At 60.7% G+C, this 21524-nt stretch carries 26 protein-coding genes and 2 tRNA genes; 16 read left to right on the forward strand and 12 right to left on the reverse strand.

Annotated features, from left to right (window positions below; genetic code table 11):
- Positions 1 to 58: 58 nt before the first annotated feature.
- Positions 59 to 481, forward strand: a complete 423-nt coding sequence (gene ndk, locus BMX27_RS08480; protein WP_056032011.1) for a nucleoside-diphosphate kinase — start codon at positions 59 to 61, stop codon at positions 479 to 481.
- 32 nt (positions 482 to 513) lie between these two features.
- Here ndk and BMX27_RS08485 read toward each other — a convergent pair whose 3' ends face one another.
- The 7 genes from BMX27_RS08485 to BMX27_RS08510 all read right to left on the reverse strand — a co-directional run bounded on the left by BMX27_RS08485 (position 514) and on the right by BMX27_RS08510 (position 5383).
- The gene (locus BMX27_RS08485; RefSeq protein WP_090159419.1) at positions 514 to 897 is read right to left on the reverse strand and encodes a DUF4112 domain-containing protein; all 384 of its coding nucleotides are present in this window, start codon (positions 895 to 897) and stop codon (positions 514 to 516) included.
- Entirely contained in the window at positions 894 to 1067 is a 174-nt protein-coding gene (locus tag BMX27_RS08490) for a YqaE/Pmp3 family membrane protein (RefSeq protein WP_090159420.1), read from the reverse strand. Before BMX27_RS08490 ends, BMX27_RS08485 begins: the two co-directional genes overlap by 4 nt.
- A 68-nt stretch (positions 1068 to 1135) precedes the next feature.
- Positions 1136 to 1282, reverse strand: a complete 147-nt coding sequence (locus tag BMX27_RS16850; protein WP_177172686.1) for a hypothetical protein — start codon at positions 1280 to 1282, stop codon at positions 1136 to 1138.
- A 128-nt stretch (positions 1283 to 1410) separates the two neighbouring features.
- On the reverse strand, positions 1411 to 3573 hold the full coding sequence (locus tag BMX27_RS08495; protein WP_090159421.1) for a DEAD/DEAH box helicase: 2163 nt from the start codon (positions 3571 to 3573) through the stop codon (positions 1411 to 1413).
- A gap of 36 nt (positions 3574 to 3609) precedes the next feature.
- On the reverse strand, positions 3610 to 4479 hold the full coding sequence (locus BMX27_RS08500) for a CPBP family intramembrane glutamic endopeptidase (RefSeq protein ID WP_090159422.1): 870 nt from the start codon (positions 4477 to 4479) through the stop codon (positions 3610 to 3612).
- 26 nt (positions 4480 to 4505) lie between these two features.
- Entirely contained in the window at positions 4506 to 4730 is a 225-nt protein-coding gene (locus tag BMX27_RS08505; protein ID WP_090159423.1) for a hypothetical protein, read from the reverse strand.
- Positions 4730 to 5383, reverse strand: a complete 654-nt coding sequence (locus tag BMX27_RS08510; RefSeq protein ID WP_056032026.1) for an alpha/beta hydrolase — start codon at positions 5381 to 5383, stop codon at positions 4730 to 4732. Before BMX27_RS08510 ends, BMX27_RS08505 begins: the two co-directional genes overlap by 1 nt.
- A 163-nt stretch (positions 5384 to 5546) precedes the next feature.
- On the opposite strand from BMX27_RS08510, the gene BMX27_RS08515 reads away from it, so the two are divergent.
- The 9 genes from BMX27_RS08515 to BMX27_RS08555 all read left to right on the forward strand — a co-directional run bounded on the left by BMX27_RS08515 (position 5547) and on the right by BMX27_RS08555 (position 13157).
- Complete coding sequence (locus BMX27_RS08515; protein WP_090159424.1) at positions 5547 to 6008, forward strand: Fe-S cluster assembly transcriptional regulator IscR; 462 nt, start codon at positions 5547 to 5549, stop codon at positions 6006 to 6008.
- Positions 6009 to 6072: 64 nt separating this feature from the next.
- The gene (locus BMX27_RS08520; protein ID WP_090159425.1) at positions 6073 to 7107 is read left to right on the forward strand and encodes a cysteine desulfurase family protein; all 1035 of its coding nucleotides are present in this window, start codon (positions 6073 to 6075) and stop codon (positions 7105 to 7107) included.
- 21 nt (positions 7108 to 7128) lie between these two features.
- A complete protein-coding gene (gene sufB / locus BMX27_RS08525) occupies positions 7129 to 8652 on the forward strand; it encodes a Fe-S cluster assembly protein SufB (RefSeq protein ID WP_090159426.1) in 1524 nt (507 codons plus the stop codon).
- A gap of 58 nt (positions 8653 to 8710) precedes the next feature.
- Positions 8711 to 9466, forward strand: coding sequence for a Fe-S cluster assembly ATPase SufC (gene sufC, locus BMX27_RS08530; RefSeq protein ID WP_090159427.1), 756 nt, complete (start codon positions 8711 to 8713; stop codon positions 9464 to 9466).
- The gene (locus tag BMX27_RS08535) at positions 9466 to 10752 is read left to right on the forward strand and encodes a SufB/SufD family protein (protein WP_090159428.1); all 1287 of its coding nucleotides are present in this window, start codon (positions 9466 to 9468) and stop codon (positions 10750 to 10752) included. Before sufC ends, BMX27_RS08535 begins: the two co-directional genes overlap by 1 nt.
- Entirely contained in the window at positions 10752 to 11249 is a 498-nt protein-coding gene (locus BMX27_RS08540) for a YIP1 family protein (protein WP_090159429.1), read from the forward strand. Before BMX27_RS08535 ends, BMX27_RS08540 begins: the two co-directional genes overlap by 1 nt.
- On the forward strand, positions 11246 to 11815 hold the full coding sequence (locus BMX27_RS08545) for a YIP1 family protein (protein WP_090159430.1): 570 nt from the start codon (positions 11246 to 11248) through the stop codon (positions 11813 to 11815). Before BMX27_RS08540 ends, BMX27_RS08545 begins: the two co-directional genes overlap by 4 nt.
- A complete protein-coding gene (locus BMX27_RS08550; protein WP_090159431.1) occupies positions 11815 to 13035 on the forward strand; it encodes a cysteine desulfurase in 1221 nt (406 codons plus the stop codon). Before BMX27_RS08545 ends, BMX27_RS08550 begins: the two co-directional genes overlap by 1 nt.
- A 45-nt stretch (positions 13036 to 13080) precedes the next feature.
- A tRNA-Arg gene (locus BMX27_RS08555) sits at positions 13081 to 13157 on the forward strand.
- An 82-nt stretch (positions 13158 to 13239) separates the two neighbouring features.
- Here the strand turns inward: BMX27_RS08555 and BMX27_RS08560 are convergent.
- Positions 13240 to 13316 (reverse strand) — tRNA-Ile (locus tag BMX27_RS08560).
- 40 nt (positions 13317 to 13356) lie between these two features.
- Positions 13357 to 13632 carry a hypothetical protein gene (locus BMX27_RS08565; protein ID WP_090159432.1) on the reverse strand — a complete coding sequence of 92 codons (276 nt, stop codon included), beginning with the start codon at positions 13630 to 13632 and terminating at the stop codon, positions 13357 to 13359.
- A 139-nt stretch (positions 13633 to 13771) separates the two neighbouring features.
- Between BMX27_RS08565 and purM the strand changes: the two genes are divergently transcribed.
- The 4 genes from purM to BMX27_RS08585 all read left to right on the forward strand — a co-directional run bounded on the left by purM (position 13772) and on the right by BMX27_RS08585 (position 17101).
- Positions 13772 to 14812 carry a phosphoribosylformylglycinamidine cyclo-ligase gene (gene purM / locus BMX27_RS08570; protein ID WP_090159433.1) on the forward strand — a complete coding sequence of 347 codons (1041 nt, stop codon included), beginning with the start codon at positions 13772 to 13774 and terminating at the stop codon, positions 14810 to 14812.
- Complete coding sequence (gene purN / locus BMX27_RS08575; RefSeq protein WP_090159434.1) at positions 14809 to 15405, forward strand: phosphoribosylglycinamide formyltransferase; 597 nt, start codon at positions 14809 to 14811, stop codon at positions 15403 to 15405. Before purM ends, purN begins: the two co-directional genes overlap by 4 nt.
- Positions 15406 to 15487: 82 nt before the next feature.
- Entirely contained in the window at positions 15488 to 16645 is a 1158-nt protein-coding gene (rnd, locus tag BMX27_RS08580) for a ribonuclease D (RefSeq protein ID WP_090159435.1), read from the forward strand.
- A 51-nt stretch (positions 16646 to 16696) separates the two neighbouring features.
- A complete protein-coding gene (locus tag BMX27_RS08585) occupies positions 16697 to 17101 on the forward strand; it encodes a SufE family protein (protein ID WP_090159436.1) in 405 nt (134 codons plus the stop codon).
- Here BMX27_RS08585 and BMX27_RS08590 read toward each other — a convergent pair.
- Together BMX27_RS08590 and BMX27_RS08595 are read right to left on the reverse strand one after the other, a co-directional pair.
- On the reverse strand, positions 17098 to 17727 hold the full coding sequence (locus tag BMX27_RS08590) for a DUF1638 domain-containing protein (RefSeq protein WP_256212459.1): 630 nt from the start codon (positions 17725 to 17727) through the stop codon (positions 17098 to 17100). The two genes, BMX27_RS08585 and BMX27_RS08590, sit on opposite strands and share 4 nt — an antisense overlap.
- A gap of 236 nt (positions 17728 to 17963) precedes the next feature.
- Positions 17964 to 18665, reverse strand: coding sequence for a corrinoid protein (locus BMX27_RS08595; protein ID WP_090159438.1), 702 nt, complete (start codon positions 18663 to 18665; stop codon positions 17964 to 17966).
- 143 nt (positions 18666 to 18808) lie between these two features.
- On the opposite strand from BMX27_RS08595, the gene BMX27_RS08600 reads away from it, so the two are divergent.
- Positions 18809 to 19891, forward strand: coding sequence for a PA0069 family radical SAM protein (locus BMX27_RS08600; RefSeq protein ID WP_090159645.1), 1083 nt, complete (start codon positions 18809 to 18811; stop codon positions 19889 to 19891).
- 22 nt (positions 19892 to 19913) lie between these two features.
- Complete coding sequence (locus tag BMX27_RS08605) at positions 19914 to 20513, forward strand: class I SAM-dependent methyltransferase (RefSeq protein ID WP_256212443.1); 600 nt, start codon at positions 19914 to 19916, stop codon at positions 20511 to 20513.
- Here the strand turns inward: BMX27_RS08605 and bmt are convergent.
- A complete protein-coding gene (bmt, locus tag BMX27_RS08610) occupies positions 20510 to 21523 on the reverse strand; it encodes a betaine--homocysteine S-methyltransferase (protein WP_090159439.1) in 1014 nt (337 codons plus the stop codon). The genes BMX27_RS08605 and bmt overlap by 4 nt on opposite strands.
- Between the last annotated feature and the right edge of the window lies 1 nt (position 21524).

The following is a 21524-nucleotide window of genomic DNA, read 5'->3' on the forward strand; positions in this document are numbered from 1 at the left end:
GGGGCGGCTGCATGGTAGGGCCGCGCCAGAAATGCATTTCATTTGAAAGAGGCTAAACATGGCTGTCGAACGTACCCTGTCCATCATCAAACCCGATGCCACCAAGCGCAACCTGACCGGCAAGATCGTCGCCAAGTTCGAAGACGCAGGTCTGCGCGTTGTCGCATCCAAGCGTATCCACCTGACGCAGGCGCAGGCCGGCAAGTTCTACGCCGTCCATTCCGAGCGTCCGTTCTTTGGTGAGCTGACCGAATTCATGGCGTCTGGCCCGGTTGTGGTGCAGGTCCTCGAAGGTGAAGGCGCAATCGCCAAGAACCGCGAAGTCATGGGTGCAACCAACCCCGCAGACGCAGCAGCAGGTACCATTCGTGCAGAGTTTGCTGAATCCGTCGGCGAAAACTCGGTCCATGGGTCTGACTCTCCCGAGGCAGCAGCAGAAGAGATCGCATTCTTCTTCTCCGGCCTCGAACTGGTTGGCTAAATAAAAAGGGCGGACGCAATGGTCCGCCCTTTTCAGGCTGTTTGAAGGGGGCTGTTCCGTTCTGGGACGGCCCCTTTTTCATGCAGATGTGCGCGCAGGATTGCGACGTTGCGGCGGTTGGACTTGAACTTGGCGTCGAACAGGTCGCCGATGACAGGCACCGAACCGACCAGAACATCCAGTGCGGTGTTCAATCCCATGCGTCCCATCACGTGCGGGGCAGCGCCCAAGCGTTTGGCCTCGGCCAGAATGATCAGGGCGGGGATCAAAGTCAGCGCATCACCGATCCCCGGCACAAGGCCGATGATCGCATCATACCCGACGCGCATCCCGATCACAGGGATGCGGAATGCGCTGTCCATGCTGTGCGCCAGTTTCTCCAACCGCGCAAGCCGCTGTGTGTGCGTCCGGGTCATGCGCCAACCGGTTCGGTGCGGGCCATCAACCAGATCGCATGTACCAGTCCGGGCACGTAGCCCAGAATCGTCAGCAGCACGTTGATCAGGAACGCCTTGCCAAAGCCTTCCTGGATCAGGACGGCCAGTGGGGGCAGAATAATTGCGAGCAAAATCTTGAGAAGTTTCATGATTGGTCTCCGTTGGTTCACCTCACCAATGCGTGAGCCCCCCAATCGGTTCCAGATCGTGTCACATCTCAGATGCTGGCAAAGTCCTGAAACCGGAATGTGACCGGCGCAGGCTTGCCCGTCGGTGCCTGCCGCTGTGCGGCAGTCTGTGTCTGACCAGCCTGCGCGGATTTTTCGTTGGATGTCGTGGTGTTGGTATCTGTGTGCGTAGCCATTGGTGTCCCTTTCGGCCGCTGTTCCCCCCCACAGGCACAGCCTGTGGGATCTGGACAGCGTCCCAAAGCAAATTCAGGGTTTGAGGGCGGAATTCAGGTGTTTTCGGGCCGATTGTGTCGATTCGGTCCTATTTCTTTTTCGGTCCACTGCGTTTCAGCGTGCTGGCACCGCCCTTGCGTGGGCCCGTAGGCTTGCCACCGGGAGGCGTGAACCGCTTGGACGTGTCAGAGGCACTGGCCTTGGGCTTGGGGCCACCGGGGCCTGTTTTGCCCTTGAAGCCACCGCCGTCGGATTTGCCCTTGTAGGCAGGTTTGCCGTCGGATTTTGCACGGACAGGCTTGTCATCGGACTTGCCCTTGTAGGGTTTGCCGTCGGATTTGCCTTGGTAAGGTTTTGCATCGCCCTTGCCAGCGTAGGGTTTCTTGGTGCCTGCGTCACCGGTGCCGCCCTTGTCCTTCCAGACGGGTTTCGCGCGCGGTTTTGCCGGGGTGACAGCGCCGTCATAATCACGCTTTTCCGGCTTTGACCGCGGCTTGCGCGGCGCGATCGCGGCCACATCGTCCTGACGGGACGGCGGCGGCGGCGCTGTATCACGCGGTTTGTCGCTGCGCGGCTTGTCTTTTTTATATGTGGGACGATCGTCGCGCGGGCTGTCGTAGTCGCGCTTGCTGGGGCGCGGGCCACGGCTGCCGATGTTTGGCACGCCGTCCACGGCAGACAGTTTCGCCTGATTTTCCAGCGTCATGTCCGACCCGATCGACCGCAGGAAACCGGCCACGGCGCCTTCGGAAATCTCGACAAAGGTTTCGTCGGGCTGAATGCGGATAGCTCCGATTTCCTTTTTCGTGATGTCACCGGCCTTGCACAGCATAGGCAACAGCCAGCGTGCCTCTGCCTTTTGTTCGCGGCCGACGTCCACGCGGAACCACTTGGACGGGCCAAATGCCTCTTTGCGCTCGCGCGGGGGGCGGTCGTCGCGCGGTGCGCCGGGGGTCGGGGCTTCTGACAGGTCTTCGGGCGCGGATTGACGGCCCTGATACAGACGCAGATAGGCCGCAGCGATCTGTTCGGGCGAATGCTGTTCCAGCAGGCGCGCGGCAAATGCCGTTTCGCCATCGGTAAAGGTTTCGGACCAGATATCGTCCGCCAGCAGGCGTTCCTCGTCCTTTTGCAGGATCTCGTCTGCGGTCGGGGCCTTGCCCCAGTCGGCGTTCAGCTTGCCCCATGTCAGCAGGTTCTGCGCACGGCGGAACATCTTGGGCGGCACGACCATCGCACTGACGCCCTTGCGCCCGGCACGTCCCGTCCGACCCGACCGGTGCAACAGGATTTCCGCATTGGTCGGCAGTTCGGCGTGGATCACCAGTTCGAGGTTCGGCAAATCAATGCCGCGCGCGGCCACGTCGGTCGCCACGCAGACGCGGGCACGGCCGTCGCGCATGGCTTGCAGCGCGTGTGTGCGTTCCTGCTGCGACAATTCCCCGGACAGGGCCACAACCGCAAATCCGCGGTTCGACAGACGCGTCGTCAGTCGCGTGACCATCGCCCGGGTGTTGCAGAACACGATGGCATTGGGTGCCTCGTAATAGCGCAGCAGGTTGATGATGGCGTTGTCGGCATCGTGCTGTGCGACGCTCAGCGCGCGGTATTCGATGTCGGAGTGCTGCTTTTCCTTGCTGGCGGTGACGATCCGCTTGGCGTCGGTCTGGTATTCCTTGGCCAGCCTTTCGATCATCGGCGGCACGGTAGCCGAGAACATCAGCGTGCGACGGTCTGGCGGTGCCTCGCCAAGGATGAATTCCAGATCTTCCTTGAACCCAAGGTCCAGCATCTCGTCCGCCTCGTCCAGCACCACGGCGCGGGTGTCGGACAGGTCGATATTGCCGCGGGTGATGTGGTCGCGCAGACGACCGGGCGTTGCCACGACGATATGCGCACCGCGATCCAGCGCGCGGCGTTCGTCGCGCACATCCATGCCACCCACGCAGGATGCCAGGACCGCACCCGTCGGCGCATAAAGCCACGTCAATTCGCGTTTGACCTGCATGGCAAGTTCGCGTGTCGGCGCCACGATCAGTGCCAGCGGGCGTCCTGCGGGGCCAAACGTGCCGTCCTCTGCCAGGATGGTCGAACCGATCGCAAGGCCGAATCCGACCGTCTTGCCGGACCCGGTTTGTGCCGACACCAGCAGGTCCTGACCCGTCAGCGCGTCGTCGGTGACGGCCTCCTGTACGGGGGTCAGGCTATCATAGCCCTTGTCTGCAAGGGCTTTGGCGAGGGTCGAGATCATAATAAATTGCGTCCGGCTAATGGGTCAGATCGCGCCTTAGGCTTGTTGCGCCGCGCTGTCCAGCGCCATTCGCCGCAACCATCGGCGGTAGATCACCCATGCTAGAATGGAAAAAACGACAAATTGGACCGAGACACCGGCGACTAGCGGCAACGCGGCGTTTGCATTCTGTGCGGTCGGTTCACCCGCCTCTGCCACCGCTGTGCCGTCAATCGCATCGCTGTCGATCATGCCAGCGGTAAAGACATTCAGGTTCCAGAGCGCGTGCAGAATGATCGCTGGCCACAGGTTCACGGCCTGCAATGTGACCGCGCCCAGCAAGGCGCCAAAGGCGGTGGCAAAGACGATTTGCAACACGGTCTGGATCACGTCCTGGCCGTACAATGCATTGGCACCGTGATAGAACCCGAACAGGACCGAACAGACGATCAGCGCCCAGCCCGGCGACAACCTGTGCCGCAGACCATGCATCAGCAGGCCGCGGAACATCAGTTCTTCGCTCAGCCCGATGAACAGGGCAAAGAGGATCGCGGCCAGAATGGTCGTGCCGACCTGATCGGGCAGGGGGTAGACGATCACAGCCGCTACCAGCGTGACATAGAGCGACGCAGGCACGATCATGATCCAGAGCCATAACCGGACACCGGCCCAGTCAGGTGCAGCGATCAGCCCCGTAGCACGGGTCCAGCCGAACAGGGCGACCACAAGAACGACAATCAGCGCGGAAATCGCCTGGAAAAGACTGGTCGTCAGGTCGGGGGTATAAGTGATCTCGCCTGTGCCGTCCGTCACATCGACAGCGCCAAAGACGATCAGCGGCCACGCGAACAACACGGTCAGAAACAGCGTGCCCACGATCGCCGCTGTCAGCGGCCGTTTGTCAGCAAATGTCGAAAACGGCCGCATCTGTCATCCATCCATTCGCTGTGGCGTCAGTCCGCGGACCCCTTGTCCGCGCGGCTGGCCAGCAGGGTCCGCGCACGTTTTTCCGCGCGACGCACCCTGATGAACGTCATGTAGCTTTCCTGAAGGGTCTGAGAAGATGTGCCCAGGATTTCCGAGATCTGGTCCACAATCTTTTCGTCACCCGTGCGGGCCTCGTCCTCAAGCGCCTTGGCGGCCAATTCGTTGGCCACTTCGTCAACGTAGGATACCATCAGCGCGTGTTCTCTGTCAGGCGGCGACGCACATAGGTTTTCACACTGTCGATCATCGGGTCCATGTGCGGATCTTCAAAGAAATGTCCGGCACCGGGGACCTCTTCGTGGGTGACGGTGATGCCCTTTTGCTCGTGCAGCTTGTTCACCAGGTTCACGGTATCGGCAGGCGGGGCCACGCGATCAGCTGCACCGTTGATGATCAGACCCGAAGACGGGCAGGGTGCGAGAAAGCTGAAATCATACATGTTGGCGGGGGGGGATACGCTGATGAACCCCGTGATTTCAGGGCGGCGCATTAGCAATTGCATCCCGATCCACGCGCCAAAGCTGAAGCCCGCAACCCAGCAGTGTTTGGCGTTGCTGTTCATGGATTGCAGGTAATCCAGCGCCGAGGCCGCGTCCGACAGTTCCCCGATACCCTGATCGTATTCACCCTGACTGCGCCCGACGCCACGGAAATTGAACCGCAGAACGGTGAAACCCATCTGGTAAAAGGCATAGTGCAGGTTGTAGACAACTTTGTTGTTCATCGTGCCGCCGAACTGCGGGTGCGGATGCAGCACGATGGCGATGGGCGCGTCGCGGTCTTTTTGCGGATGGTAGCGACCTTCGAGGCGACCTTCGGGGCCGGGAAAAATGACTTCGGGCATTTGGGTCTTACCTGCTTTGGGAGGGGCGCTTGACGATTGTCCGGCACCACCTTAGAACAATTCTAAATGCGCGGCAGAGGTGCTGCGCGGGTTGACGTGACCTAATCAGGCTACGGCTTTTCGTCAATGAATTTACGACCCAGCGGGTCGGTCAGGGGTTGGAATGAAGTTAAGCACCAAGGGACGTTACGCCATGGTCGCATTGGCGGACCTCGCTTTGCAGCCGGGGGACGGGCTGACCAGCCTGACCGAAATATCCAAGCGGCAGGATATTTCGCTGCCCTACCTCGAACAGTTGTTCGTGAAACTGCGGCGCGCGGAATTGGTTGAATCGGTGCGCGGGCCCGGTGGCGGGTACCGCCTGGCGCGGCCCCCGTCCGAAATTCGCGTGGCTGACATTCTGGGGGCCGTGGATGAAACGGTCAGTGCAATGCACAAGGGCGCGGGGGCGTCCGGTGCAACATCCGGCAGCCGTGCGCAGTCGTTGACCAATCGCCTGTGGGAGGGGTTGAGTGCACATGTCTATGTGTTCCTGCACCAGACCCGGCTGTCGGATGTGGTCGGCAATGCGATGGCCCCCTGTCCGGCTGTGCCCGCGCTATTCGAAGTGGTCGACGAGACCTGAACGCCGGACCGGGGCGCTGCCCCGGACCCCGGAGTATTTTTGGCAAGATGATATCAAGGACCGCATGACCCGCAGCTATCTGGATTATAACGCCACGACACCGCTTCGGGCCGAGGCCCGCGACGCGATGATCGCGGCGATGGATGTGGCGGGCAACCCGTCGTCTGTCCACGCGGAAGGGCGCGCGGCGAAAGGGCTGGTTGAACGCGCGCGGGGGCAACTGGCCGAGGCGCTGGGTGCGTCCAACGCGGACATCGTTTTCGTGTCAGGTTCAACCGAGGCGGCGGCGCTGTCGCTGGCTGGACGCGGTTTGCGCTGTGCGGGCATCGAGCACGAGGCCGTGCGCGTCTGGTGCGACGCGACGCTGAGCCTGTCGGCCGGGCAGGTGATCTGTGACGATCCTGCGCGTGCGACGGTCCAGCTTGCCAATTCGGAAACCGGAATCTTGCAGGATCTGCCGCAGGGGCTGGCCGTCAGCGATATTACCCAAGGGTTCGGGCGCGTGCCATTTGCCTATGGGTGGGCCGGGGTCGACATGGTGTTCCTGTCAGCCCACAAATTTGGCGGACCAAAAGGTGTGGGCGCATTGATCGTGCCGCAAGGTGCCGAGATTGCCGCACAAATTCGTGGTGGCGGCCAAGAGATGGGCCGCAGGTCCGGGACCGAGAACGTCATCGCGATCGCCGGCATGGGGGCCGCGGCCGCTGCGGCACAAAAAGATTTGGCAGATGGCGTCTGGGACCGGGTTGCGCAACTTAGAAATATTCTAGAAAAGGCCATTGCAGAGCAGTCTTCGCAGACTATTTTTCTAGGGAATGACCTGCGCAGGCTGCCCAATACGTCGTGTTTCATCACGCCCGGCTGGAAGGGTGAGACACAGGTCATGGCGATGGACCTTGCCGGATTTGCCGTCAGCGCAGGATCGGCCTGTTCCAGCGGCAAGGTCAAGGCAAGCCGGGTGCTGCAATCGCTGGGGTTCGACGATGAACAGGCGGGTTGCGCGTTGCGGGTGTCGCTGGGCCCCGAGACAACAGAAGATACGGTCTTGCGCTTTGCCGAGGCGTGGGGCCGAAAAATCAAACGGATGCAGGCGGCATGACGCCGCAAGAGAGGTAAGGACATGACAGCTTTGGATCAGGTAGAGGTCAAAGAGGGCGTCGATCAGGAAACCGTGGATGCGGTGGCCCAACTCTCTGGCGCGTATAAATACGGCTGGAACGACGACGACATCGAGATGGATTATGCGCCCAAGGGCGTGAATCCCGATATCGTGGCGCTGATTTCCTCCAAGAACGAAGAGCCGCAGTGGATGCTGGACTGGCGTCAAGCTGCGTTCACCCGCTGGGAAGGCATGTCCGTGCCGAACTGGGCGATGCTCAAGGTCGCGGATATCGATTTTCAGGATCTGTATTACTACGCCCGGCCCAAGAGCATGGAGGTCAAGCCCAAGTCGTTGGACGAGGTCGACCCCAAGCTGCTGGAAACCTACAAGAAGCTGGGTATCCCACTGAAGGAACAGGCCATTCTGGCTGGTGTCGAAGGTGCCGAAAACGATCTGCCAGAGCGTAAGGTCGCCGTGGATGCGGTGTTCGATTCCGTTTCCGTCGGTACGACATTCCAGGCAGAGCTGAAAAAGGCCGGCGTGATTTTCTGTTCCATCTCGGAGGCGATCCGCGAGTATCCCGAGCTGGTGAAGAAATACCTCGGCACCGTGGTGCCGCCGTCCGACAATTTCTACGCGACGCTGAACTCTGCCGTGTTTTCCGACGGGTCGTTTGTCTACGTTCCGCCCGGCGTGCGCTGCCCGATGGAACTGTCGACCTATTTCCGGATCAACGCCGAAAATACCGGCCAGTTCGAGCGGACGCTGATCATCGCGGACAAGGGCAGCTATGTGTCCTACCTCGAAGGGTGCACCGCACCGAAACGCGATGTGGCGCAGCTGCACGCGGCGGTGGTCGAGATCATCATCGAAGAAGACGCCGAGGTGAAATACTCGACGGTCCAGAACTGGTATCCGGGCGACGAAGAAGGCAAGGGTGGTATCTATAACTTTGTGACCAAACGCGCCGACTGCCGTGGCGCGCGGTCCAAGGTGATGTGGACACAGGTTGAAACCGGGTCTGCGGTGACGTGGAAATACCCGTCCTGCATTCTGCGCGGTGACGACAGTCAGGGCGAGTTCTATTCCATCGCCATCGCGAACAACTATCAGCAGGCGGATACCGGCACCAAGATGGTGCACCTGGGCAAGCGCACCAAGTCGCGCATCGTGTCCAAGGGGATTTCTGCAGGCCACGCCCAGAACACCTATCGCGGGCTGGTGTCTATGCACCCCAAGGCCAAGGAATCGCGCAACTATACCCAGTGCGACAGTCTGTTGATCGGATCGCAATGCGGGGCACATACGGTCCCGTATATCGAGGTCAAGAACAACTCGAGCCGGGTCGAGCACGAGGCGACGACGTCCAAGGTGGACGACGATCAGCTGTTCTACTGCCGTTCGCGCGGGATGGATGAGGAAGAGGCCGTGGCCTTGGTCGTGAACGGGTTCTGCAAGGAAGTGCTGCAGGCGCTGCCGATGGAATTCGCGATGGAAGCACAGGCGCTGGTGGCGATCAGCCTCGAAGGATCGGTCGGCTAAACAGCTGCACCTTAGGGAATGCGACGATTGTCGCCAAGGAATACTGAAGGAAGAAAAGATGCTGGAAATCAAAGGCCTGAAGGTCGATCTTGAAGAAGAAGAGAAGTCGATCCTCAAGGGTGTCGACCTGACCGTCGGCGCAGGCGAGGTCCATGCGATCATGGGTCCGAACGGGTCGGGCAAATCCACCCTGTCCTACGTGCTGTCCGGCAAGGACGGTTATGAGGTGACGGAAGGGTCTGCGACGTTGGATGGCGCCGACCTGCTGGACATGGAGCCCGAGGAGCGCGCGGCTGCCGGCCTGTTCCTGGCGTTTCAGTACCCTGTTGAAATTCCCGGTGTGGGCAACATGACGTTCCTGCGCACCGCGGTGAACGCACAGCGCAAGGCGCGCGGTCAGGACGAATTGTCTGCCGGTGATTTCCTCAAGGAAGTGCGCGCCCGCGCCAAGGATCTGAAGATCGATGCCGAAATGCTCAAGCGTCCGGTCAACGTCGGTTTTTCGGGCGGCGAGAAAAAGCGGAACGAGATTCTGCAAATGGCCATGCTGGAACCCAAGATGTGCATCCTGGATGAGACCGACTCTGGCCTTGATGTGGACGCCATGAAACTGGTGTCAGAAGGCGTGAATGCGCTGCGGTCCGAGGGTCGTTCCTTCCTGGTTATCACGCATTATCAGCGGCTTCTGGACCATATCAAACCTGATGTCGTGCACATCATGTCCAACGGTCGCATCATCAAGACCGGCGGTCCCGATCTCGCGCTCGAGGTCGAGAACAACGGTTATGCAGACCTGTTGGCGGAGGCCGAGTAATGGCCTTGCCGCAATTCAAACAGGACGCGACCGATGCGCGGCTGGATGCGGTCACGGTGCCTGACGGTGCTGCGTGGCTGACGCAGGCGCGCAAGGATGCAATGACCCGCACGGCCACGATGGGCCTGCCGCATCGGCGTGACGAATATTGGAAATACACCGATCCTGCGACGCTTGTGGCTGCCGATGCCCCTGCGGCAGAGGTTCTGGACGATGATGACGCGATCTTTTCAGACGCAAATCCCCTGACGCTTGTGTTCGTCGACGGTGTCTTTGATGCCGCTGCATCTGATGACCTCAAGGGTGAGAATCTGGAAATCGGGTGTCTGGCAGAGGCCGGTGCGCAGGATATCCACTGGGCCAAGGATCTCTACGGCGTATTGGAACTGGCCGGACAAAACCCGGTGCAACGTCCGCTGGCATCGCTGAATACCGCGACCGCCACGGATGGTGTGATGATCCGCGCCACGGGTCCAGTGGATCGCCCCATCTGCCTGCGGTATCGCCGCAAGGAGTCCGCCGCAGACGCGGTTTTGCATCATGTCGTCCGGGTCGAGGCCGGGGCAAAGGTTACGCTACTGGAAACCGGATCGGCGGCTGCGCGACTGTCCACGGTCACCGAAGTGTCGGTTGCCGATGGTGGTGAATTCCATCACGTGCGCCAACAGGGCCGCGATCATGCGCGCCGGATGAACACTCATACCTTTGCCCGGATCGGTGAAGGTTCAGTTTTCAAATCGTTTACGTTGTCGCTGAACGGCGTGCTGACGCGCAATGATTGCGTGATCGATATGCTGGGGGACGATGCCGTGGCCCATGTCGCGGGTGCCTGTGTCGGTGACGGCGAAGGTTTTCACCACGACGACACCGTGTTCATCACCCACGACGCCCTGCGCGGCGAGTCACGTCAGGTGTTCAAGAAGGTGCTGCGCAACGGTGCGGTCGGCGTTTTCCAAGGCAAGATCCTTGTCAAGGAAGGCGCGCAAAAGACCGACGGCTATCAGATCAGCCAGTCGCTGCTGCTGGACGACGACAGCCAGTTTCTGGCCAAGCCAGAGCTGGAAATCTACGCAGATGACGTCGCGTGTTCGCACGGGTCCACCTCTGGTGCGATTTCCGAAGAGGCGCTGTTCTACCTGCGGTCCCGTGGCGTGTCGGAAAAGGCAGCAACAAACCTGTTGACGCTGGCCTTCCTTGCCGAGGCACTGGAAGAAATCGCAGACGAAGGTCTGGCAGATGATCTGCGCGATCGTTTGGCAGGCTGGCTGGACCGCCACGCAGGCTGATGGCCGTTTCGACGAACATCATGCGGGCCTGGCGCAGACCGCGCCAGGTCATGCGCGAACTGCTGGATCAGGGAAAACGCGAGGATCGGGCGATTGCCTATCTCTTTGTGTTCTGCATCCTGGTTTTCATCGCGCAGTGGCCACGTCTGTCACGCAGGGCGGCCGGGTTCGAGCTGGCACCGGGGGCAGAGCCGCCAGAGCTGTCGCAGCTCATGACCTATGAACTCTTTGCCTGGCTGATGGTCTGGCCTCTTGTGCTTTATGGTCTTGCTGCGCTCTCTCATCTGGTCGCACGGCTCTTTGGCGGTCAGGGCAGTTTCTACAGCGCGAGACTGGCGTTGTTCTGGTCGCTGCTGGCCAGTGTGCCGTTGCTGCTGCTGTATGGTCTGATGGCCGGATTTCTGGGGCCAGCTGCGGGGACGCAACTGGTAGGCGCTGTCTGGCTGCTGATTTTTGGCTACATCTGGCTGCAGTCCCTGCGCGAGGCGGAAAAGTGATCAACGCTGACTTTCTCAAGCGGTCATTGATCGACCCCGCGGGGACGGCGCGCGGGCTGATGTCATATCATCTGGCACCCCTGACGTTGTGGTCGATCCTTGCGGTCGTAGCGATCTGTTCCACCATCCTCGTCGGGGTCGGCAGTATGATCCTTGGCAGTGCACCCGATACGATGGCCATGATGCCTTTTGTCGTTGCCATCGTCCTGGCCTCGTCGCTGGTGGTGCTGATCTTTGCCATTTACCTGACCGGCCGCAGTCTGGGCGGGCAGGGACGGTTGGACCAGACGATCCTATTGGTCGCATGGTGGCAGGGCATCGGTCTTGTTATCCAATTGTTCCAGACGTTTGTGATGGTTCTTCTGCCGCCGCTTTCCGGAATTGTCACGCTGGCCGGTTTTGCCTGGCTGCTCTTTGCCCTGCTGCATTTCGTGAATGTCTTGCATGGGTTTGACAGCCTGCTCAAATCGCTTGGCACCGTTGCCTTGGGGATCATTGGATTCTCGTTCGGCATTGCACTTTTTCTGACGCTGATTGGCGTCGGGGTCCAAGGGGGATCCATTTGATGTTCGATATCGCTGATATCCGGTCGCAGTTTCCGATCCTGTCCCGTCAGGTGAACGGCAAGCCGCTGGTCTATTTGGACAACGGCGCCTCTGCGCAGAAACCGCAGGTCGTCATTGATGCCGTCACGCGCGGCTACGCCGAGGAATATTCCAACGTGCACCGTGGTCTGCACTATCTGTCCAATCTCGCGACCGACCGCTACGAATCCGTACGCGGCGTCGTGGCACGGTTTCTGAACGCCGCCTCCGAGGATGATATCGTGCTCAATTCAGGCACGACCGAGGGGATCAACATGGTGTCCTATGGCTGGGCGGTGCCGCGGCTTCAGCCGGGGGACGAGATCGTCCTGTCGATCATGGAACACCACGCCAATATCGTGCCGTGGCATTTCCTGCGTGAACGGCAGGGTGTCGTCATCAAGTGGGTTGATTGCGACGCGGATGGCAACCTGGATCCGCAGGCCGTGATCGATGCCATCGGCCCCAAGACCAAATTGGTGGCAATCACCCATATGTCCAATGTGTTGGGCACTGTTGTTGATGTGAAAACCATCTGTGCCGCTGCTCGCACGCGGGGCGTGCCGGTGTTGGTGGATGGGTCGCAAGCCGCGGTACACATGGCGGTGGATGTGCAGGATATCGGCTGTGATTTCTACGCGATCACGGGGCACAAGTTGTACGGTCCTTCGGGGTCTGGTGCGATCTGGGTTCATCCCGACCGGATGCGCGAAATGCGTCCATTCATGGGTGGCGGCGACATGATCCGCGAGGTGGGCCGCGATGCGGTCACCTACAACGATCCGCCCATGATGTTCGAGGCCGGCACCCCCGGTATCGTACAGACGATCGGTCTGGGCGTGGCACTGGACTGGATGATGGACGTTGGCATGGATAATATCGCAATCCACGAGGCGGGTTTGCGCGACTATGCGCAATCGCGCCTGCGCGGGTTGAATTGGTTGCAGGTGCAGGGCAACGCACCGGGCAAAGGTGCGATCTTTTCGTTCAAGATCGAAGGTGCAGCCCATGCGCATGACATATCCACCGTGCTGGACAAAAAAGGTGTTGCCGTCCGGGCCGGGTCGCATTGCGCGATGCCGTTGATGGATCATCTGGGCGTTCCGGCGACCTGCCGCGCGTCGTTCGGCGTTTACAACACACGCGACGAAGTGGACGTCCTCGTCGAGGCATTGGAACTTTGTCACGAACTTTTCGCCTGATTTCCCGTTGCGGGGCCGCGGCCCCGCAGCTATAGCAAGCGCAACGGTCCGTTAGCTCAGCTGGATAGAGCGCTGCCCTCCGAAGGCAGAGGCCAGAGGTTCGAATCCTCTACGGACCGCCATTTTCTACATTTGATCAGCACATTGCTTGCATCACGTTCATTCAGTGGATGCTCGAAAAACTGTATTTAGCGGTATGGATTTTGGTAGGCCCGGCAGGACTTGAACCCGCAACCAAAGCGTTATGAGCGCTCTGCTCTAACCAATTGAGCTACAGGCCCGCTGCGGTCTGAATAGCCATTCAGACGAGGCGGTCAAGCATCAGTTCTGGACGGGCGTGCCGATCAGCATCATTGACAGCAATGCGATCATTTCGCGTTCCCGATCGGTGACGACACTTGGGTCGCCATCCAAGTCAGCAAGCGCGTGAATGTCATCCAAGGTTGTCGGCGCGTCTGAATAGGAAACAGTCTGTGCCACGTCGATATAGGGACCGTCAGCAATATCCTGCGTGGCCACAAGTGGAACAACCTCTGCCGCGGCGGGGGATGCGAATACGGCAAATGCCGTGGCGATGGGTGCAAAGTATTTATTCATGACATGGATAGAACACCGCTGCGGGTAAAAGGTTTCCTAAAGCATGGCAGGAATCCGCTTATTGCTTGGCCCGTCATGCTGCGTTGCACAGGCAGGCATCTTCGGTTACCTCGCAGGCAGATTTTGTTGGGGGCGATCCATGACCAAAAACGGGCTGACATACGCACAGGCTGGCGTTGATATCGACGCAGGCAACGCATTGGTCGAACGGATCAAACCGGCGGCCAAGCGGACGCAACGGTCCGGCTCGATGGCGGGGCTTGGCGGGTTTGGCGCTTTGTTCGACCTCAAGGGTGCTGGCTATGACGACCCCATTCTGGTTGCGGCTACGGACGGTGTGGGCACGAAACTGCGGATCGCCATCGACACCGGCAATCTGGACACAATCGGCATCGATCTGGTGGCGATGTGTGTCAACGATCTGGTCTGCCAAGGTGCGGAACCACTGTTTTTCCTGGATTATTTTGCCACTGGCAAACTGGATCTGGACGCGGCGACCCGCATTATCAACGGCATCGCGCAGGGGTGCGCACTGTCGGGTTGCGCGCTGATCGGGGGCGAGACGGCGGAAATGCCGGGCATGTATCACGGTGGTGATTTCGATCTGGCGGGTTTCAGCGTCGGGGCGATGGAGCGCGGGGCCGACCTGCCCGCAGGCGTGGCCGATGGCGATGTGCTGCTGGGGCTGGGCAGCGACGGCGTGCATTCCAATGGTTATTCTTTGGTGCGCCGGATCGTGGAACACGCAGGGCTGACATGGTCGGACGATTCCCCCTTTGGTGACGGCGATCTGGGGGCGGCATTGCTCGCACCAACCCGGCTCTATGTGAAACCGGCGTTGGCCGCGATCCGCGCGGGTGGCGTGCATGCGCTGGCGCACATCACGGGTGGCGGCCTGACCGAAAACCTGCCGCGCGTGCTGCCGGATGAATTGGGCGCACAGATCGACCTTGGGTCCTGGACGTTGCCACCGGTGTTCGACTGGTTGGCACACACTGGCAGCATCGAGACGTCTGAAATGCTGAAAACGTTCAACGCAGGCATCGGCATGGTGCTGGTTGTTGAGGCGGCCCGCGCCGAGGCGCTGGAAACGCTGCTGGTCGAACAGGGCGAACGTGTGCACCGTCTGGGCCATGTGACCCCCGGCGCAGGTGTCCGCTACACCGGGACGCTTGCGTGACACGCGTTGCCTTGCTGATTTCGGGCGGCGGATCAAACATGGTCGCCCTCGCGCGCGACATGACGGGCGATCATCCGGGGCGCGCGAAACTGGTTTTGTCGAATGTCCCGCAGGCGGGTGGATTGCTCAAGGCAAGCGCACTGCGTATTCCCACGGCCGTCGTGGATCATCGCGATCACGACGGGCGTTTGTCATTCGAGGCCGCAATCAACGCAGAACTGGACGCCGCCCGGATCGATCTGATCTGTCTGGCGGGTTTCATGCGGATCCTGACACCGGAATTCACCCATCGCTGGGCCGGCAGGATGCTGAACATCCACCCCTCGCTGCTGCCCAAATACAAGGGGCTGCACACCCATAGACGCGCGATCGAGGCCGGCGACACCGAACACGGTGCCAGCGTCCATATGGTCACGGGCGATCTGGATGATGGACCCGTTCTGGGCCAGGCCGTATTGAGCGTGCGGTCTGACGATACACCCGCAACCCTTGCCGAACGCGTCCTGCCGCTGGAACATCGGTTGTATCCGGAGGTGCTGCGTCGGTTCCTGGCGGGGGATACCACACCGGTGATGATCGACGCGCGGGATTGACCCCGCTTTCCGAATCGCTGGCGATCCCTTAGGCAGGTGCAACAGTATTTTGCGCCGCAAGGCCGAACAGCCACGAGGCGCCATGCAGACCATCACGACGACGACGGAACTCGCCACCTTTTGTGCAGAGGCGGCCAAGCGCCCCTATGTGACCGTCGATACGGAATTTCTGCGCGAGCGCACGTATTATTCGAAACTTTGTCTTGTGCAGCTGGCCTACCGTGATGCGGCGGGCGAGGATGCGGTTCTGGTCGATCCACTGGTCGACGGGCTGTCGCTGGAACCGCTTTATGACCTGTTTCGTGATCCCGGTGTGGTCAAGGTGTTCCATGCGGCACGTCAGGATCTGGAAATCTTTTGGGTCGATGCGCAGCTGATTCCAGCGCCGCTGTTTGACACGCAGGTCGCGGCGATGGTCTGCGGTTACGGCGATCAGGCCGGATACGAGACCCTTGTGCGTAAGATTTCAAAGGCACAGCTGGACAAATCCAGCCGTTTTACCGACTGGTCGCGCCGTCCGCTGACGGATGCGCAGAAAACCTATGCCCTGGGCGACGTTACCTATCTGCGCGAAATCTACGAGGTGCTGTCAGACCGGCTACGCAGCACCGGGCGGGAAAAATGGGTCCAAGAGGAAATGGCTGTTCTGAACGATCCGGCCACCTATCAGACAAACCCCAACGATGCCTGGCAGCGGGTCAAGACGCGCACCACATCTGGCCGTTTTCTGGCAATCGTGCGCGAACTGGCCCGGTTCCGCGAGGAATACGCCCAGACCCGCGACATCCCGCGCAACAGGGTCTTCAAGGACGATGTGCTGGTCGAGCTGGCATCCACAAAACCGACCGACGAAAAGGACCTGTCGCGGTCCCGCCTGCTGCAACGCGAGGCCCGCAAGGGTGACATCGCCGCGGGAATCCTTGCCGCCGTCAAGGCTGGGATCGCCGTGCCCAATGACCGGTTGCCGAAACCTGCTGCCGGTGCCGAACGGCTTCAGGTCAATCCGGCGATTGCGGATATGCTGCGGGTGCTGCTCAAGGCAAAGTCCGAACAGGCCGACGTCGCGCAAAAGCTGATTGCGAATTCAGCCGACCTTGATGCGCTGGCTGCGGGTCAACGCGATTTGCCTGCGCTCAAGGGCTGGCGCAAAGAGGTGTTCGGCCGTGATGCAATCCTGCTGACCGAAGGCAAGGTCGCCTTGGCCGTTGATGGCGCGCATGTGGTCACCGTGCCGCGCTAGACCTTTGGCGCTGCGTTCCCTAGATGGGGGGCAACGCACAAGGAGAAGACAATGGCCACCGAACAATTCGAAGACCTCGTTGAAACCTTTGCCTTTCTTGACGATTGGGAAGATCGCTATCGCCATGTGATTGACATGGGCAAGGCGATGCCTGCACTGGAAGACGCGCTCAAGGTGCCGGCAACCAAGGTGGACGGCTGTGCAAGCCAGGTCTGGTTGGTGCCCGCACCAGAGAATGGCACGTTTCATTTCCGCGGTGACAGCGATGCGATGATCGTGCGCGGGCTGATTGCCGTGTTGGGCGCGCTTTACGACGGTGTCCCGCTGAACGATCTGCACAGCATCGACGCGCGGGCGGAACTGGGACGTTTGGGCTTGAACGATCACTTGTCCGCGCAACGGTCAAACGGGTTGCGCGCGATGGTGGAACGGATTCGCGAAACGCCCGTCGGCTAGGCCTGCGACAGCGCTGTCGCCAGATCGCCGTAACCTGTGAACCGCCGCTCGAAGGTCAGCCCGATCCGCGCGGCAATTTTCGCCGCACGGGCCGTCAGGTCAGCGTCATCGGTCTGTGCGAGATAGACCAGGGTTTCGTAATTGCCGAAATACATGTCCAGCAGCGCGGGATGCCGGTCCAGACCCAATGGTTTCCAGACAAAGGCATCGAATTGCCGCGTCAAAAAATCGGTCAGGTAAAACGCCGTGATCTCGTCGGCATGTTCGGTAAACCGCGTGTTCCCTTCGAAAAAACTATAGCAATGGGGCCCTGCGATCATGCGCACGCCCAGCGCATCGCAAGCGGCCTGCAACTGCCCGCCCGTGCCGCAATCGGCGTAGACCACAAAAATCCGGTCATAATCGCCATGTCGCGCCGTGACGATGTCCTGCACCGCAGGCACGATCCGTTCGGGGTGATTGTGCCAGATCGCAGGAAGGCATTGCAGATCCAGATGATCCCACCCGTTCATACGCCGCAATGCGATGATTTCATGGGCAAGCGCGCCGCAGGCCAGCAACAGCACACGCCCTCTGCCCGACGGCGCAAGCCCCGCCTGGGTCAGATCGGTGTCGCGCGGTGTCACCCGGATCGGCGGGTCAATACGGTCAGGATCAGCGCCACCGTCGACATGGCCGGCAGCAAGGCCCAACCCATCGAAAAATTGGCGATCCACACTGTCAGGCCCGCCAAGGCGATAACAACTGCGATCAGAATGGCGAAACGTTGTAGGGGCACGGCAATCCTCGGATGGCTGCTGTTTCATCAGTGAAGACAAAAACAACACCTGTCTAGCCCAGGCTACGCCAAAGATAATGCAGTTTAGGCCATGCTCGCTTGATTGTGTTTACGCGCCATGAACGTCTTCGCCGTCTCGACTGCGACAGCCGCATCACGACAATAGGCATCAGCACCGATGGCCTTGCCGAATTCCTCGTTCAGGGGGGCACCGCCCACCAGCACGATGTAATCCTCGCGCATGCCTTTTTCGACCATCGTGTCGATCACGACCTTCATGTAGGGCATTGTCGTTGTCAGCAGGGCGGACATGCCCAGGATGTCGGCACCTTCGGCCTCCAACGCTTCGATATAGGCCTCAACCGCGTTGTTGATTCCCAGATCGACAACCTCGAACCCGGCACCTTCCATCATCATCCCGACGAGGTTCTTGCCGATGTCGTGGATGTCGCCCTTGACCGTGCCGATGACCATCTTTCCCACACGCGGTGCGCCGGTTTCGGCCAGCAGCGGTTTGAGGATGGCCATGCCGCCCTTCATCGCGTTGGCGGCCAGCAGAACCTCTGGCACGAACAGGATCCCATCACGGAAATCGGCCCCGACGATGGTCATGCCGCCGACCAGTGCCTCGGTCAGGATCTGGTAGGGCTGCCAGCCACGATCCAGCAGGATCGTGACACCTTCTTCGATCTCTTCTTTCATGCCGTCATAGAGGTCGTCGAACATCTGCGCGACAAGGTCTTCGTCGTTGAGTTCAGCAAGGATGATGTCGTCGTCTTCTGACATGGAAGCAATCCCTATAGGCAGTTGATCTGTCTTTGCCCGTATCTATGGCGCGTCAGACAGACTGTCACGGGGTGAATTGCGACATATCAGGGGTTTGCGCCGACGCAGTTGCGCGCGTTCTGCATTTGTTCTATATATACACAATGGTTTTGCCGTCATCACCGCCACGACAGCGCACACCCGGACGGGCGGCGCTGTCCAATCCCGACAACCGTTTTGACCGGATCACGGCAGAGGGTGTCGATGACGGCTGGCACGTCGAACACGATCTGCCGGTTCTGCGCACATCCGTCACCGACGAGGTGCCGCGCCGCGTCATTACGCGCAACACCTCGCCCGACATCAGCTTTAACCGGTCCATCAATCCTTACCGGGGGTGCGAACACGGCTGCATTTACTGTTTTGCACGGCCCAGTCACGCCTATCTGGGCATGTCACCGGGACTGGATTTCGAAACACGGCTGATTGCGCGTCCCGATGCGCCGACCGTGCTGGCAAAGGAATTGCGCACCAAAGGCTATGTGCCGCAGACCGTCGCGATTGGGACGAACACCGACCCCTATCAGCCGATCGAACGCGATCGCGGAATCATGCGGCAGATCTTGCAGGTCTTGTCCGATTTCAATCATCCCGTCGGCATCGTGACCAAGGGGGCGTTGATCAGTCGCGACATCGACATCCTCGCCCCGATGGCGGCCAAGGGGCTGGCGCGCGTCGGAATTTCGATCACGACACTCGACAATGCCACCAGCCGCGCGATGGAACCGCGCGTGCCGCTGCCAGCCGCGCGTTTGCGCGCGATCCGGCAGTTGACCGACGCCGGGATCGACGTGCGCGTCATGGTGTCGCCCATCGTGCCTGCGCTGACCGATCACGAGATGGAACGTATCCTTGCGGCGGCGGCAGATGCCGGGGCTGTTGCTGCCAATTCCATCGTGCTGCGTTTGCCGCGCGAGGTGTCGGGCCTGTTTCGCGACTGGGTGGAACAGACCTATCCTGACCGGGCCGCGCGGATCATGGCACGCGTGCGTGAGCTTCATGGCGGACAGGATTACGACCCGGCGTTCGGCACGCGGATTACCGGGCAGGGCGAATGGGCCCGTTTGATCCGGCAACGTTTCGATCTGGCCGCCCGTCGTCTGGGACTGGCACGGCATCTGCCACCGCTGCGCAGCGACCTGTTCGCGGTGCCGCCACGACCGGGCGATCAGCTATCGCTATTTTGACGGTCCCGACTATGCTGCAAGTATGAGCGAGATCTGGACACAGCGTTACGACCGGCCCGACTATCTGTTCGGCATGGAACCGACCGAATTTCTGGTCACGGCGGCCGACCGTGTGCCGGCGACCGATGCACTGTGTATTGCGGACGGCGAGGGGCGTCATTCCGCATACCTCGCACAGCGCGGCTTTGATGTGACGGCCTTTGATCCCGCACCGACGGCGCTGGAAAAGGCACGCCGTCTGGACGTGGCAAAGGGTGTCACGGTCGCACGGCATCAGGCCAGTCTGGATGACTGGGACTGGACGCAGTCCTACGGCGCAGTGGTGGCGATGTTCATCCAATTTCAGGGACCAGAGGCACGCTTGCCCACATTTGAACGTCTGCGGCAGGCCACACGGCCTAGCGGCCACGTGATCCTGAAAGGGTTCGCCCCGCGGCAGGTCGACTACGGGACGGGTGGCCCATCGGATCGCGAAAACATGTACACGACGGATTTTCTGGAACAGCAGTTCAGCGGCTGGACGCTGCATCATTTGCGCGATCACGATGCGCCGCTGTCGTCAGGACCGGGCCACGACGGTGTCGCGGCCCTGGTCGAATTGATTGCACAAAAACCGGGTTAATGACGGCGGCGACCACGACGTTCGGCGCGGACCGGACCGTTGCCGTCGGTGCCGTCACTCTCGGAGGAAAACGCACCCAGCGCCGTCGTGATATCGTCCAGCGACGGGCGGTCGCCCTTGGGCCGGGTTTCCAGCGCCTCGCGCATGGCGCGCAGGTGTTCGGGCGTCGTCCCACAGCATCCGCCGATGATGCGCGCGCCACAGTTGCGGGCCAGTTCGGCGTAATCCGCCATCAGTTCCGGCGTCCCGTCGTAATGGATATGGCCGTCGTGGTATTTCGGGATGCCTGCGTTGCCCTTGGAAATCAGCGGCTGGCCCGGGTCTGCATCCGCCATGCCAAGGATCGTGCGCAGCAGGTCAGACGCGCCCGTGCCGCAGTTGGCACCGAATCCCTGCGGCTGGTAATCCAGCTTGGCCACGGATTTCACCATGTCGCGGCTGGTCACACCCATCATCGTGCGGCCCGCGGTGTCGAAACTCATGGTGCCGCACCAGGGCATCCTGGCGAGGCGAAACGCCTCGGCTGCGGCCTTGTATTCCTCGAATGCGGAAATGGTTTCGACCCACAGCACATCGGCACCACCTGCCTTCAGGCCCTCGGCTTGTTCATGGAACATCTCGACGGCAAGTTCGTGGGTCAGCGTGCCCATCGGTGCCATGATGTCGCCGGTCGGACCAACCGATCCGGCAACGATGATCGCGCGGTCCGATTTATCGGCCACGTTGCGACCGATCTCGGCGGCGGCGCGGTTGAGTTCCAGCACACGGTCCTGCGCGTCGTGCAGTTTCAAGCGGCTGGCGTTGCCACCAAAGCTGTTGGTCAGGAACAGGTCGGACCCTGCGTCCACGGCCCCCTGGTACAGCGCCGTGATGCGGTCGGGATGTTCCACGTTCCACATTTCCGGCGCGTCGCCGGACGACAGCCCCATATTGAACAGATTGGTACCCGTCGCCCCGTCGGCGAGGATCCAGTCGCGCTGCGCAAGCAGATCGGCAAAAGCGGTGGTCATG

This window comes from Loktanella sp. DSM 29012 (assembly GCF_900110705.1).
In the GTDB taxonomy this organism is placed as follows: domain Bacteria; phylum Pseudomonadota; class Alphaproteobacteria; order Rhodobacterales; family Rhodobacteraceae; genus Loktanella; species Loktanella gaetbuli.